Origin of the sequence: Candidatus Avelusimicrobium aviculae, from assembly GCF_949292495.1 — a bacterium.
Lineage (GTDB): Bacteria > Elusimicrobiota > Elusimicrobia > Elusimicrobiales > Elusimicrobiaceae > Avelusimicrobium > Avelusimicrobium aviculae.
Genome location: NZ_CASEZB010000032.1, coordinates 42,980 through 57,201, shown reverse-complemented (window position 1 = coordinate 57,201; position 14,222 = coordinate 42,980). Strand labels below are relative to the sequence as shown.

General features: G+C 49.2%; 11 protein-coding genes. 5 read left to right on the top strand and 6 right to left on the bottom strand.

Features of this window, described 5'->3' with window-relative positions; genetic code table 11:
• Positions 1 to 182: 182 nt before the first annotated feature.
• Positions 183 to 866, bottom strand: coding sequence for a mechanosensitive ion channel family protein (locus ACQY33_RS07045; RefSeq protein ID WP_428075303.1), 684 nt, complete (start codon positions 864 to 866; stop codon positions 183 to 185).
• Between the two features lie 113 nt (positions 867 to 979).
• On the opposite strand from ACQY33_RS07045, the gene recG reads away from it, so the two are divergent.
• Complete coding sequence (recG, locus tag ACQY33_RS07040; protein WP_428075301.1) at positions 980 to 3,073, top strand: ATP-dependent DNA helicase RecG; 2,094 nt, start codon at positions 980 to 982, stop codon at positions 3,071 to 3,073.
• 77 nt (positions 3,074 to 3,150) lie between these two features.
• On the opposite strand, the gene metG is transcribed toward recG, so the two are convergent.
• The 4 genes from metG to ACQY33_RS07020 are packed head-to-tail and all read right to left on the bottom strand — an operon-like array spanning position 3,151 to position 6,911.
• Complete coding sequence (metG, locus tag ACQY33_RS07035) at positions 3,151 to 4,656, bottom strand: methionine--tRNA ligase (RefSeq protein ID WP_428075299.1); 1,506 nt, start codon at positions 4,654 to 4,656, stop codon at positions 3,151 to 3,153.
• A gap of 12 nt (positions 4,657 to 4,668) precedes the next feature.
• Positions 4,669 to 5,673, bottom strand: coding sequence for a DNA polymerase III subunit delta' (gene holB / locus ACQY33_RS07030; protein WP_428075297.1), 1,005 nt, complete (start codon positions 5,671 to 5,673; stop codon positions 4,669 to 4,671).
• Positions 5,660 to 6,292: a dTMP kinase gene (gene tmk, locus ACQY33_RS07025; protein WP_428075295.1), complete on the bottom strand. Its 633-nt coding sequence runs from the start codon at positions 6,290 to 6,292 to the stop codon at positions 5,660 to 5,662. Before tmk ends, holB begins: the two co-directional genes overlap by 14 nt.
• A gap of 16 nt (positions 6,293 to 6,308) precedes the next feature.
• Positions 6,309 to 6,911 (bottom strand): KdsC family phosphatase, encoded by a 603-nt coding sequence (locus ACQY33_RS07020; RefSeq protein ID WP_428075293.1) that lies wholly within the window; start codon positions 6,909 to 6,911, stop codon positions 6,309 to 6,311.
• Between the two features lie 114 nt (positions 6,912 to 7,025).
• Between ACQY33_RS07020 and ACQY33_RS07015 the strand changes: the two genes are divergently transcribed.
• The 4 genes from ACQY33_RS07015 (at position 7,026) to xerA (ending at position 13,113) form a co-directional block, all read left to right on the top strand.
• Complete coding sequence (locus ACQY33_RS07015; protein ID WP_428075291.1) at positions 7,026 to 9,557, top strand: ATP-dependent Clp protease ATP-binding subunit; 2,532 nt, start codon at positions 7,026 to 7,028, stop codon at positions 9,555 to 9,557.
• A gap of 17 nt (positions 9,558 to 9,574) precedes the next feature.
• On the top strand, positions 9,575 to 10,660 hold the full coding sequence (gene recA, locus ACQY33_RS07010) for a recombinase RecA (protein ID WP_428075307.1): 1,086 nt from the start codon (positions 9,575 to 9,577) through the stop codon (positions 10,658 to 10,660).
• A 105-nt stretch (positions 10,661 to 10,765) separates the two neighbouring features.
• Positions 10,766 to 12,229 (top strand): hypothetical protein, encoded by a 1,464-nt coding sequence (locus ACQY33_RS07005; protein WP_428075289.1) that lies wholly within the window; start codon positions 10,766 to 10,768, stop codon positions 12,227 to 12,229.
• Positions 12,226 to 13,113 carry a site-specific tyrosine recombinase/integron integrase gene (gene xerA, locus ACQY33_RS07000; RefSeq protein WP_428075287.1) on the top strand — a complete coding sequence of 296 codons (888 nt, stop codon included), beginning with the start codon at positions 12,226 to 12,228 and terminating at the stop codon, positions 13,111 to 13,113. Before ACQY33_RS07005 ends, xerA begins: the two co-directional genes overlap by 4 nt.
• Positions 13,114 to 13,200: 87 nt before the next feature.
• On the opposite strand, the gene ACQY33_RS06995 is transcribed toward xerA, so the two are convergent.
• Positions 13,201 to 14,202 (bottom strand): type IV pilin protein, encoded by a 1,002-nt coding sequence (locus ACQY33_RS06995; protein WP_428075285.1) that lies wholly within the window; start codon positions 14,200 to 14,202, stop codon positions 13,201 to 13,203.
• Positions 14,203 to 14,222 lie beyond the last annotated feature (20 nt).

Here is a 14,222-nt window from a genome sequence, read left to right as displayed (position 1 = left end):
TGGTATCGGCAGTGATAAACGCAGTGACTTAATTTGGTAAGTTCCATATTGAGATGGTACTAAATATGAAGATTTGGGGATACACACTCCATCCCTCGGGCTTACGCCCGGGGTTTATTGTGAGCAGTAGTTATAAAAAATCCCCAGCCTAAGCCGGGGATTTTTAATAAAGCCAAACGAAACTATTTTTCGTTTTCTTTTTGGAATAAATCCCGCAGAAATTCCTCCACCAGCGGCTTGCTCCCCAACCCCACGCCTATGCCGAACGCCAGGCCCAAAGAAGCCAGTAAAATCACCACCACATTATTTACCAACTGTGTGGCAAAGCCTAAATTTTCCACCGCCACCAACGCACAGAAAAACACAATAAATACGTTGACCGCGCGGGAAATTAAAAACCCGCCTTTTAAGTTATTGGCGCGGGAGGCGTTATCAATAATATTGCCCATTAATTTGCCAAACAACAGCCCCGCAAACAAAATGAGCACTGAGACAAACAACGTGGGAATAAACGCCAGAAAACGGGTAAATAAATCCCGTATAACGGCCAAATGCAGAAAATCCGCCGCCAACACGATAGCGTAAAAGATAACCGCCCACGCCAATATAAACGAAATAATATACGTGGGGGATTTGCCCAACCCAAACCGCACGCACAGCTCATTAATGCCGATTTTGGAAGTCTTGTCATCAAAAGAAATTTTATTAAGCAGTTTTTTAGTCCACGAGCTGACAAAGCGGGACAAATACAACCCAATTACCAAAATAAAAAGGGCAACCACCACCTCAAACAAAAATTTGAGGCCCGTCTGCCCGATAACGGTCAAATGTTCGGTTATATTGTTGGAAATGGCTTCAATATCCATAAAAAGTCCTCCTTTTGTTTCATTGTAGCAAAAATCCATTAAAGCGTATCAAATATCCTCCTGATATACGCCGCACAAAGTGTTTTTGCTAAAATATAAAAAAGGATTTTCCCGTGACAAAAAACCCCTTGCAATATTTAAAAGGCGTAGGCCCCGCCAAAGCCAAACTGTTTGAAAAGCTGGAAATATCCACGCTTACGGATTTGCTGCATTACTATCCCCGCACTTATCAGGACCGGCGCCTCAACCAACCCCCCAACGATTATAACTCCGGCCAGCTTACCGTTTTTAAAGGCCGCGTACTCAACAGCCGGGAAATCCCCGCCCGCAATATCCTTATTTTTAAAGCATTTTTAGAAGATGAAAGAGGCCGACAAATAGAATGCACCTGGTTTAAAAAAAGAATGTATGGGCGTTTTCGTTTTGATCCGTTTTACCAATTAAAAAAAGATTTCAAAATCAATGCGGAGGTATGGGTCATCGGCCGTCCGGAAAACCGCAACAATTTTTTTGGGGATAAAATAAATGTGGACGAATATTACCCCGTGTCTGACCCGCAATGCGCTTTGCACGCCGGGCGCATTACGCCCGTCTACGCTCTAACCGAAGGGCTTACCAACAAGCAATTCCGCCAGTTTATGCACGAGGCTTTGCAAACGGACACCTTAAATACAGAGCCGGAAATCCTCCCCCCTTCCCTCTTGCAAAAACGCAAACTGCTGGGCAGCGCGCAAGCGTTAAAAGGGATACATTTCCCCGGCAGTCTGACGGAGCTGGACGCCGCCAAAGCCCGCCTGGCGTATGAAGAATTTTTGCTTTTGGCCACCGCCTGGGGCATTAAACGCACCCAAACCAAAGTGCTGGAAAAGGGGTATCGCTACACCTTGAAAAGGAGCCTGCTTACCCCCTTTCGCCAAAATTTAGGGTTTGATTTTACAAACAGCCAAAAACACGTAATTAACGAGATCTTCCGGGATTTGCAATCCCCCCGCCCCATGAACCGCCTTTTACAAGGGGACGTGGGATCGGGCAAAACGGTGGTGGCGCTTTCCGCCATGCTGCTGGCGGCGGAAAACGGCTATCAATCCGCCCTCATGGCCCCTACCGAAATTTTGGCGGAGCAACATTTTATCACCTTTGGAAAACTGCTTAAAAGCCTAGGCGTAAAAACAGCCATTTTAACTTCCAGCACCAAAGCCGCCGCCAAAAAGAAAATACTAAAAGAATTGGCGGAAGGAAAAATACAAATTATCGTGGGCACTCATTCTTTAATCCAAGAAGACGTGCAATTTGCCACCCTGCGCCTGGCGGTAATAGACGAACAGCACCGCTTTGGCGTACGCCAAAGAAGCCTGCTTAAGGAAAAAACCGCTAAGTTGGATTTACTCACCATGACCGCTACCCCCATTCCCCGCACGTTGGCTTTGGCTTTTTATGGGGATTTGGAAGTTTCCACCATTAGCGAGCTTCCCCCCGGCCGCCGCCCCATAAAAACGGAAAGCGCCACGGAAAAACTGGCTTTTACGCGCGTAGCGCAAGAAGTACAGAACGGGCGCCAGGCTTATATTGTTTACCCGCTTATTGAAGAGAGCGAAAAAATATCCGCCAAAGCAGTAAGCGAAGAATTTGAAAAACTAAAAACCGTTTTTCCGCAGTTTAAATTGGCCATGCTGCACGGCCAAATGAGCCAGGAAGAAAAAGAAGCCGTCATGGCGGATTTTGCCGCCCACAAGACGGACATTTTGGTAGCCACCCCGGTTATTGAGGTAGGCATAGACGTTAAAAACGCTACGGTCATGGTGATTGAAAATGCCGAACGCTTTGGCCTGGCCAGCCTGCACCAGCTGCGCGGGCGCGTGGGCCGCGGGGAGCATGAAAGTTACTGTATTTTAGTCCCCCAGCATGCGGGCAGCGTGGCTAAAGAACGGGTGGACATCATCTGCCGCACGAGCGACGGCTTTAAAATTGGAGAGCGCGATATGCAGCTGCGCGGCCCGGGGGAAATTTTAGGCACCCGCCAAAGCGGGGAGCTGGAATTTAAAGCGGGAGACTTTTTTAAAGACCGCGACATCTTAACCTGGGCGATACAAGACCGTGATGAGCTTTTATCGCAAGACCCGTCTTTATCCCAACCCCAGCACGCGCTTTTTAAAGCCCGCCTGATACAGCTGTATGAAAAGAACTGGCATCTGATAGATTTAAGCTAAAAAACCGGTTATTCTTTACGCAAAAACCCCGGCTTTTCAGCCGGGGTTTTACATCATATCTATTGATAAACGTCTGCTTATTTGTCTTCCAACCGCGGAAAAAGCGGCGGATATTTTTCAATTTTTCCCGGCAACAGCCGCTTTTGCATTTCTTTGGCAATCGTGGGCATAAACGGCTCCAGCCACAGCGCCACGCGGCGCAGGCCGCCCACCAATTCCAACAGCACGGCTTTGGCGGCTTCGGGGTCCGTCTTAGCAAGCACCCAGGGTTTTTTATCGTCCACCAATTTATTTAAATCGCCGCCGTAGCCGTAAATGGCTTCCAATACTTTGTCAAAAGCCAGTTCATCGTAAGCTTTATCAATCGTTTGTTCCACTTCATCCGCTTTTTTAAGCAAGGGATAGTCTCCCTCAATTTTTTCAGGCAGTTCACCAATATTTTTGGCGGCCATATTCAGCGTGCGGGAAAGCAGGTTGCCTATATTGTTGGCCAAGTCTGAATTATAACGGTTTTTAAAACTTTCCATGGAAAAATCCCCGTCCTGCCCAAAAGGCACTTCCCTAAACAAGAACGCGCGAAGCGGGTCCGTACCGTATTTGGCGGCTACTTCGGCCGGGTCCACAATATTGCCCAAGGATTTGGACATTTTCTCCCCTTCCACCGTCCACCAGCCGTGGGCAAACACTTTTTTAGGAAGCGGCAGCCCCAACGCCATCAGCATGGCGGGCCAAATCACCGCGTGAAAGCGGAAAATTTCTTTCCCCACCATATGCAAATCAGCCGGCCATAAATCTTCAAACTTATCGGCGCGGATTTGTTTTAGCTGGGCTTCGTGCTCCGCCTTGTCTTCACAAATCAGCGTGCCGTATCCGGCGGCGGAAACGTAGTTAATCAACGCGTCAAACCATACATATACCGTATGCGCCGGGTTGGACAACACCGGCACCCCCCATTTTACCTTGGTGCGGGTGACGGACAAATCCTGCAATCCGCCCTTTACAAAGTTGATAATTTCGTTGGCGCGGAATTTGGGGCTTAAAAAGCCGGGGTTTTCTTCATAAAACTTAAGCAAAGCGTCCTGATAGCGGGACAATTTAAAGAAGTAAGTTTCCTCATGCACGTCCGTCAGCGGGCGTTTGTGCACGGGGCACAGGCCGCCTTCCAGCATTTCGCTTTCGTTGTAATACTGCTCGCAGGACAGGCAATATTTGCCCGAATAAGAGCCTAAATAAATGTCTCCGCTTTTTAACAATTTTTCAAAAATGGCCTGTACCACGTGCTCGTGTTTGGCGTCCGTGGTGCGGATAAAGTCGTCATAAGAAATGTTAAGCGTTTTCCACATTTCTTTGTATTTGGCGGATACTTCATCCGTCCATTCTTTGGGGGACACCCCTTTGGCGGCGGCGGATTTTTCAATATTGGCGCCGTGTTCGTCCGTACCGGTTAAAAAGCGTACGTCCAGCCCTTTCTGCCGTTTATGGCGGGCCAGCACATCCAGCGCAATGGTGGTGTACGCATGCCCGATATGCGGAACGGAATTTACATAATAAATAGGGGTGGTAATATAACATTTTTTAGTCATGGCAGTCTCCGGTTAATCAAAAATCTTTACATTTATTCCGTCCAAGCTCATCAGGGCGGTTTCCAACACTAACGCGGGCGAAACGTTGCGCGTAATGGCCCGTTTGTAATCTTCAAATTTTTTTAAGTCCCGGCGCATGGCGGCGGCTTGGGCCGGGTCGGTCTCCTGCCGCCAAGACTGGTGCAGCGCCGCAAGCAATACATCCAACACGCTTTGCGCCTCCGTGCGCGACAGCGCCAGCGTGCGCGACAGCGCCCCCGCCACCGCGCAAGGCCACGCGGCCCCCTGCTCCGCTGAAGCCAACAGCTCCAGCGCCTGCGAAGCTTTCAGCGCGCGCGCCACGGACCCGCCGGAATATTTGGCGGCCAATTGGGCGTAAGGCACTTCTTGCTGGGAAGCGGACAAAATCTTTTCCACCGTTTCCCCCGCCAGCGGCGCAAAAGCCAGCGGCTGGCAGCGCGACAAAATGGTTTTAAGCATGGTGGCGCGTTTGGAAGTAATTAAAATCCACAATGTTTTATAGGGCGGCTCTTCTATAAATTTAAGCAGCGCGTTGGCAGCAGCCGCCTGCATGGTTTGCGCGGCGTCTATAATAAGCACCTTCCAGCCGCCCGCCACCGCTTTTTGTTGGGATTTGGCCGTTACGTCGCGTATGGTATCTACGTTAATATGCTGCTGTTTGGCAAGTTCTTTTTCCAGTTCTTCCTCATAGCCTTTGCTGGAAAAATCTTTTTTCACTTCCAAGCGGGCTTGGTACAAAAAATCGGCAAACACCACATCGGGGTGCGTGCCCTGGCTGATGGCACGGCAGCTTTGGCAAACGCCGCAGCTGTCCCCGCGCGCACGGGCGGAAGAGTCCAAACAATTGAGCGCCTTGGCAAATTCCAAAGCGGTTTTGGCTTTGCCTATGCCTTCCTCGCCAAAAAAGAGCATCGCCCCGGGGACCTTTCCCCCCGCCGCAAGCCCTTTTAAGTAAGAAACGGCCTTTTCCTGGCCTAAAATATCAGCAAACGGCATCTGCCCCCACAATATGGTGCTTGGCTAACAGACCAACCACCTGACGTTGTATTTCATCTACATTGCGGTCCGCATCCACCAAATAAGCATTGGGCGTACGGGCGATTAACTCTTGATAGCCTTGGCGCATTTTTTGGCGGAAAGCAAGGTCTTCTTGTTCCAAACGATCTGAAAACAAATACTCTCCGCGTTCGGTAAAATACTTGTCTGACATTAAAAACACCAAAGTTAAATCCGGCTTAAGACCCAGGGTAGCTATTTGGTTCAGCGTTTCAATGGTTTTTAAATCTATGCCGCGGCCATAGCCCTGGTAAGCGCAGGTGGACATGGTGTAGCGTTCACAAATAACAATTTTTCCGGCTTCCAGCGCGGGTAAAATTTTCTCCTGCGTGTGTTGGGAGCGGGATGCCTCATACAAAAACAATTCCGCCATGGGGCGCACGTCCAGCCCCGGCTCCAGCACAATTTGGCGTATACGTTCCGCCGTGGGGGTGCCGCCCGGTTCGCGCGTAAGAAGCACATCATATCCGCGCGCCAAAAAATAGTTATATAACAACTTGGCCTGGGTGGATTTGCCGCACCGGTCCGGCCCTTCCAAAACAATAAATTTACCTTTCATAAATAAAACCTGCCGTTTAAGAAATGCCTTCCTGCGAGGTAATAATCTGCAGCTGCGGGAGGGAGTATCCCTTCCAAGAAGAGTTTTTTATACACTCTATCAACGGCTCCAGCTTGCCTTGGGCATCTAAAATAAGGTCCGTCATTTCGCGGTAGGCGCCGTCCCCCCCTTGGCGGGAAGTAATATAATGGGCCGCTTTTTTCACCTGCTCCACCGCGTTGGGCACCGTAACGGCTAAACCCACTTTTAATAAGAGGGGCAAATCCGTTATATCGTCCCCAATAAAAGCCACTTCTTCCGGGCGGAGATTCTCCCTTTTCAAAATATCTTCCAGCGGGCCCGTTTTAGTTAAAAACCCCTGGTAAATATAAGAAAAACCCAACGCCCGCGCCCGGTACACGGTAGAGGGATGACGGCGGCCCGTAATAATACCCTGCTTAATTCCGCAGGATACACACATGCGGGAAGCTATGCCGTCTAATGCGTTGAAAGTCTTAAATTCGTCCACACGGCCGTCGGGCAGGGCAAAAAAATTCAATTTGCCGTCCGTAAGTATACCATCCACATCGGTTAATATGGCCTTTATCTTGGCGGCGCGCGCGCGCAATTCTTCGTTCATATATATAGGTATTATACCAAAAACGAGGGGCCGGGTTTTGCGCTTAGAACAGGCCTTACCTGGCGGTTTTATTTTTATATAATGAATGTAAGAGTTTTTTATCAGGGGTTAAAAATGCCAAAAAGATTTACAGAAAATGCGCAAAAAATTATTCTCATCGCGCAGGAAGAAGCCAAACGTTTAAACCATGACTATGTAGGCACGGAACATATTTTGCTGGGGCTGGCGGCTATAGACGGCACCGTTTCCGGCAAGATTTTAACCGGCTTGGGGATTACCTTTCGCAAAATACGTTTAGAAATTGAAAAGATGATCGGCATTGGGGACACTATTATGCTGCTGGGGGAAATTCCGTTTACGCCCAGAGCCAAAAAAGTGTTGGAATTCTCGGTGGAAGAATCCCAAATGCTGGCTACGGAATACATCGGCACGGAACACATTTTACTGGGATTAATCCGGGAAGAAGAAGGCATGGCCTGCAAAATTTTGGAAAATTTAGGCCTTAGCCTAAATACCGTGCGCGAAAGCGTATTAAATTATATAGGCGATGCCGAACCCGGGGATTTGACGGAAGACCTGTCTGATATCCCCCAGGAAATGAATCTGCCCAACCGGGAAGATTCCCTGCGCAAAGCGGCGCCCGGCAAAAAGAAAAGCAAAACCCCCACGCTGGACGAATACACCCGCGATTTAACCGCCCTGGCCAAAGCCGGCAGTTTGGACCCGGTCATCGGCCGTGAGGAAGAAATAGAACGCCTGGTACAGATTTTAGCCCGCCGCACCAAAAACAACCCGGTTTTATTGGGTGAACCCGGCGTGGGCAAAACGGCCATTGTGGAAGGGCTGGCCCAAAAAATCGCCAAGGGGGAAATTTCCGACGTGCTCAGCGGCAAACGCCTGCTGGCGTTGGATTTAGCCTCCGTAGTGGCGGGCACCAAGTACCGCGGGGAATTTGAACAGCGTTTAAAGAACATTATTGATGAAATTTCCGCCGCCCAAGATGCCATTATTTTTATTGATGAGCTGCACACCATTATAGGGGCCGGCGCGGCGGAAGGGTCTATAGACGCGTCCAACATGTTAAAACCCGCCTTGGCCCGCGGGGAAGTGCAGTGCATCGGCGCCACCACCTTTGACGAGTACCGCAAATACATTGAAACCGATACCGCCTTGGAACGCCGTTTCCAGCCCATTACGGTGGACCCGCCGGACATTGAAGAAACCGTTACCATTTTAAAAGGCATACGTTCCAAGTACGAACAACACCATAAAGTAAAATATACCGATGAGGCCCTCCAGGCCGCCGCCGCCATTGCGGACCGGTATATTACCGACCGCGCCATGCCGGATAAAGCCATAGACCTTTTTGACGAAGCCGGCGCACGCGCGCGCCTTAAAAACGCGGTGCTCCCGCCGGAAATTAAAGAGAAGCAAAAAGAATATACCCAAGCCGTAGAAGAAAAAGACGAGGCGCTCTCCAACAAAGAGTTTGAAAAAGCCGCCGCCGCCAAAGACACCGAGGAACGCCTTAAAAGCTATATAGAACATTTAAAGAAAAAATGGCAGGAAGAGCGGGACCAAAAACAGCCCGAAGTAACCCAGGAAGACATCGCCTTGGTAGCCAGCAAGTGGACCGGCATTCCCGTAACGCGCCTGACCCAAAGCGAGACGGACAAAATCCTGCATATGGAAGAACATTTGCATGAGCGTATCATCGGGCAGGAAGAAGCCGTGCGCGCCGTTTCGCAGGCTATCCGCCGCAACCGCACCGGCTTGGGCAACCCCAAACGCCCGATAGGCGGTTTCCTGTTCCTGGGCCCCACCGGGGTAGGAAAAACCGAGCTGGCCAAAAGCTTAGCCATGTTTTTATTTGGGGACGAAGACGCCATGATTCGATTGGATATGTCCGAATACATGGAAAAATTTGCCGTATCCCGTTTAATTGGGGCGCCTCCAGGCTACGTAGGTTATGAGGAAGGCGGGCAGCTGACCGAGGCCGTACGCCGCCGCCCGTACAGCGTGGTGGTGTTAGACGAACTAGAAAAAGCCCACCCGGATATTTACAATATTTTATTGCAAGTGCTGGACGAGGGGTATCTGTCTGACAATTTAGGCCACAAGGTAAGCTTTAAAAACTGCGTGGTGATTATGACATCCAACGTAGGCGCGCGGGAAATTACCAACAAAGGCAGCAGCTTGGGTTTTGCCGCCAAAAATACGGAAGAACAACAATACCAGGATATGCGCCAAGGCGTAATGGACGAAGTAAAGAAAACCTTCAACCCGGAATTTATCAACCGTATTGATGAAATTGTGGTGTTCCATTCGTTAAATAAAGACAATATCGCCAAAATTTTGGACTTGGCCTTAAAAGACGTGGACGACAAACTGGCGGAAAAAGAATTAACCCTTCAGTTAACCCCGGCCGCCAAAGAGTTTTTAATAGAACGCGGCTTTGACGCCAAATACGGCGCGCGCCCGCTCTTGCGCACTTTACAGCGCGAATTGGAAGACCCACTGGCCGAAAATATTTTAGTCAGCCGTTATGCGCCGGGCACCACCATCCGCGCGGATTTAGACAAATCTTCCAACAAATTAACGTTTAAAAACGCCGCCGCCACGGCTAAACGCGCGGCGCTGATTTAACATTTTAAGGAGAAACCATCATGGACGCAAACAAACAAAAAGCCCTTGATTTAGCCTTAGGCCAAATAGAAAAAGCCTTTGGAAAAGAAGCCATTTGCAAGCTGGGTGACAGCAGCATAAAAAAAGTGGAAGCCATCCCCACCGGCGCTTTATCGTTGGATTTAGCGCTGGGCGTAGGCGGTCTTCCGCGCGGGCGCGTAATTGAAATTTACGGCCCGGAAGCCGGCGGTAAAACCACTTTATCGCTGCATGTGGCCGCCCAAACCCAAAAAATGGGCGGAACCGTGGCCTTTATTGACGCGGAACACGCCTTAGACCCGGTATACGCCACCGCTTTAGGCGTAGATGTGGACGAATTATTGGTTTCCCAGCCCGACTCGGGCGAACAAGCCCTGGAAATCGCCGAAAAGCTGGTACGCTCCGGCGCGATTGACTTAATTATTATAGACTCCGTAGCCGCCCTGGTGCCCAAAGCCGAAATTGAAGGCGAAATGGGAGACGCACATGTAGGCTTGCAGGCCCGCTTGATGAGCCAAGCCCTGCGCAAACTGACCAGCATTTTAAGCAAAACCAAAACCAGCATTATTTTCATCAACCAAATCCGCCAGAAAATAGGCGTGATGTTTGGCAACCCGGAAACCACCCCCGGCGGTTTGGCCTTAAAGTTTTATTCTTCCGTGCGTATAGACGTGCGCCGTATTGAAAACATCAAAAAAGGCGATGAAATCATCGGCACCCGCGTACGCGCCAAAGTAACCAAAAACAAAGTGGCGCCGCCCTACCGCCAGGCTGAGTTTATGATGATTTTAGGGCAAGGTATTTCCCGCGAGGCCTGCATCATAGACAAAGGCGTGGAAGCCGGCTTTATTGAAAAAAGCGGCAGCTGGTTCTTGTATGGGGAAGAAAAACTGGGCCAAGGGTTAGACAACGCCCGCCAGTACCTGTTGGACAACCCGGACTTGGCCAACGAAATACAAGACAAGCTGTTTGTAAAATATTTGGGCCATCATTATGACGGGAAACAACTCTCCCCGGAAGAAACCGCCCAAAAAGAACAAGACGCAGCCAAAGCGTCCGCCTCTAAAAAAACAGCTAAAAAATAACTTCACTTCCCCGGCCCTCACAGGCCGGGGTTTTTTATCCCTCAAATACGTTTCTGCGCTAAAAGTAATTTTCTATAATATGTAAAACCCCCTGCGGGAAAACATATGCATAAAAAGTTTACTAACATTATTTTTTATATCAGTGTGATTGTCAGCGCGGTGATGGCGTTTTATCTGTTTTTACAGCGCTTTGCCAATTTATCGGCAGGGTTTTCGTATGATGAGCTTTACTCCCTAGCTACGGCGCTTCCATCTCTTCCCTTATCCCGTATTTGGAATGAATTTTTAATAAAAGACGTAAACCTCCCGCTTTACAACATTTTGCTGTATGGCTGGAACCACGTTTTCCCGTTAGAGCCGTTTTATATGCGGCTGTTCAACACGCTGGCCAGTGCGGCCGCCGTACCGCTGGTTTGGTTTTTGGCGCCTAAATCCTGGCCCCAATACCCGCGTTTTACCTTAACAGCGTTAACGGCGGGATCATTTCTGCTAATTGCGTTTGGGGTAAATATAAGGGCGTATTCGTTTGCGTTGTTGGCGGCTTTTGCCTTTACGCTGCTGGCCCTGCGGATTATTGACGCCGTTATGCAGCGCATCTATCCGCCCAAAAGCCTGTGGGCGGGTTTCTTTATAACCGGATTTTTAGGCAGCTATTTACATTATTTTTGCTCCGCCGTGTTTTTTATAGCGGCCTTGGTGGTTTTCTTATACGCCTGCGCGTATAAAACGGGGCGCAAAACCGCTTTTTGGGGTACGGCCGCCGTATTTGCCCTGTGGCTTCCGTGGGTAATTAACACGTATCAGATTATGGCGTCTCCGCACGGGTCGTGGTGGTATGTGGCCCCGCTGGCGCGCTCCACATGGGACACAATTACTTTTTTAGCGGGCGGAGCGGTTATGGCCGGTTTTTGGCTGGTATTTTTTATTGTGTCGGGGGTTTCATTCGTACATGAACAAAAAGCCGGCATTTTTAAATGCCCGGCTGTCATCTTGCCTTTGGCTCAAATCATTTTGCTGGTGATTACCGTCCTGATTTTATCTCTTAAATATAATCTGTGGCTGGACCGTTACTTCCTGCTAAGCGTTCCCCCGTTTTTATTGTTAATTACCCAATGTTTAACCCATTTGCAAAAACGCCACGCCATATTGGTGCTTTTACTGCCTTTCATTTTAACAGTTTGGACAAACCAATACTGGAAATTAGACTATCTGCGCAACCCTGAATACACGGGCCTAAAAGAAGCTTTTCATTTTGTATCCAACACATTAAAAGCGCAAAAAGTATTGGTGGACTCCGCCAAAACAGGTTATCCGTCGGACTCCTTTTCGCTGATGCTTCAATATTACATTCCAAAAGAAAGCCCGCTGCGCATTGAAATTTTAACCCCTCAAAACGCACAACAAGCTTTTGAGGAGCCCAAAATACCCGTATTACTGCCGCTGTGCTCGCAAATACACATGATACAGGCCAGCTTGGATTATAATATGGAGGAGGACCACCCGCCTCTTATCTTTGGAAAGGACGTGTGCGTTTTTACCGTCCACCCCATACCGGAGAAAGCGAAATGAAGCCTTTTTTATTGGAAGATTTTGCCAACCACCTCACGTTTGAGCGGCAGCTTTCCCCTAACACCGTAAACGCTTATAAAAGCGATGTGGAAAGCTATTTGGAATATTGTTTGGCCAATGAAAAAGACCCTCAACAAATCACCCCGGAATTTTTAGACCAATACCTTTACCAATTACGTGTGATAGAAAAATTGGCCCCGGCAAGCGTGTTTCGCAAAACGGAAGCAGTAAAAAGTTTGTATAAATTCCTACTGGTGGAAGAGGAGATAAAAGAAGACCCCACCCGCTTTTTAAAATCCCCTAAACTGGCGCAAAAAATACCGGTGCAGCTTTCGCGCGAAGAGATGGACCGCTTGTTATCTTATCCCGCCAAAAAATTTGACGAAGTACGCACGCTGACTATTATTGAGCTGCTCTACGCCGCCGGCTTGCGCGTAAGCGAGTTAATCAACCTGCGCCTAGAAAATGTAAACCTAAAAGAAGGCTGGGTATTGGCTTTTGGCAAAGGCGGCAAACAACGCTTTGTTCCCATCCACCCGCAAGCCTGCAAACGCCTTAAACAATATATGGAATTGCGGGAAGCTCACTTTGCCGCTAAAATAGTGGGGAGCGAACTCTTTTTAAATAAGAACGGCAAAAAAATAAGCCGCCAAAGCGTGTGGAAAGATTTAGCCGCCTTAGGCCGCCTGGCGGGGATATCCCAGCCGCTGCACCCTCATTTATTCCGCCATACCTTTGCCAGCCACTTGCTTCAGGGCGGGGCGGACCTAAGAAGCCTGCAGGAAATGCTGGGGCACGCCAATTTAACCACCACGCAAATCTACACCCATTTAAACGTGGGGGATTTAAAAGAAAAACATAAAAAATTTCACCCGCACGGATGATGAAAGCCCTCCCGCAAGAGAGGGCTTTGCGTTTTCTCTGAAAAGAAACAACCCCCATTACGTATTATGGGGGTTGTTTCTTTCTCTTTACTGCGGTTTTGGAAACGTATCCGTGGGCATCATTTGGGCAAACTGCTCACAGCGCCCGATAATAGAAGCGCATTTAATTGTTTCCCCATTATTCGCGGCGCGGCAATCCGGGGAGGAACACTCCATCCCCAAAATTTCTCCCGTTACGTTGGAAAATGTAACCTCAAACATTTTATTGCCGTTTTGGTCATAGTAAACCGCCTGGGACAACAACCCCAAACGTCCGCCCGGGGTATATTGGTACTCACTGCCGTCTTCCCACTTAAAGGTGTAACAATCCGGGAAGAAAAAACCGCTGATGGAAGAGCACCCTTTTGTTTGGGTGTAATTGTTGGTTAACTCAATATCACCAAAATTGTCCTCTCCCGGGGCGGGTTCCGGCTCTGGTTCCGGCTCCGGCTGGGGAGCGGGAGGCGTCGGATCCGTCGGTTTTTCCGGCTCGGAAGGTTTGTCGTCTTCTCCCTCTTCCGTTTTGTCGCAAGGGGAAGGCAGGGCGGGCTCCGCATATTCATCCACCCCTAAAAAGTCCGCGCATAACGCTTCAGACTGTTTCGTATCCGCCTTGCAATATACCGTACGGTTTGGGTCATGATAATAGGTATACACTTGGTAGTGCCCAAAAACTTCGCTATTTTCCCGCTCGGCCCGGATACCATAGTTTTTTAGGTCGCCTTCTCCGCACAAATTGATTTTAAAAGAGGTAGAAGCCGAAGGACATTGGCCATCCGTCTGCGCGCTGGCCCCGTGCAGGCAGTACAGGTCTGTATATTGGCTGTCAGGCAAACTCATAAAAGAAAGCGCTTTCCATTTGCAGGAATAATCATGTTTGCGCATACGGTACATCTCCTGCGCTTGCCGTACGGTGCCAAAAAGCAATTCCACCTCCGCCAAGCGGGAACGTTCCACCGCCCGGGAATACATAGGCAAAGCTACCGCCGCCAAAATGCCTATGATTAAAATAACAACTATCAGCTCCACTAAAGTAAAACCTTTCTTCATAAAGGGCTCCTTTATAAGAG

Bases quoted from the DNA above. Each gene is read 5' to 3' on its own strand.
- ACQY33_RS07045 (WP_428075303.1), bottom strand. From the start codon at position 866: ATGGATATTGAAGCCATTTCCAACAATATAACCGAACATTTGACCGTT.
- metG (WP_428075299.1), bottom strand. From the start codon at position 4,656: ATGACTAAAAAATGTTATATTACCACCCCTATTTATTATGTAAATTCC.
- holB (WP_428075297.1), bottom strand. From the start codon at position 5,673: ATGCCGTTTGCTGATATTTTAGGCCAGGAAAAGGCCGTTTCTTACTTA.
- tmk (WP_428075295.1), bottom strand. From the start codon at position 6,292: ATGAAAGGTAAATTTATTGTTTTGGAAGGGCCGGACCGGTGCGGCAAA.
- ACQY33_RS07020 (WP_428075293.1), bottom strand. From the start codon at position 6,911: ATGAACGAAGAATTGCGCGCGCGCGCCGCCAAGATAAAGGCCATATTA.
- ACQY33_RS07015 (WP_428075291.1), top strand. From the start codon at position 7,026: ATGCCAAAAAGATTTACAGAAAATGCGCAAAAAATTATTCTCATCGCG.
- ACQY33_RS07005 (WP_428075289.1), top strand. From the start codon at position 10,766: ATGCATAAAAAGTTTACTAACATTATTTTTTATATCAGTGTGATTGTC.
- xerA (WP_428075287.1), top strand. From the start codon at position 12,226: ATGAAGCCTTTTTTATTGGAAGATTTTGCCAACCACCTCACGTTTGAG.
- ACQY33_RS06995 (WP_428075285.1), bottom strand. From the start codon at position 14,202: ATGAAGAAAGGTTTTACTTTAGTGGAGCTGATAGTTGTTATTTTAATC.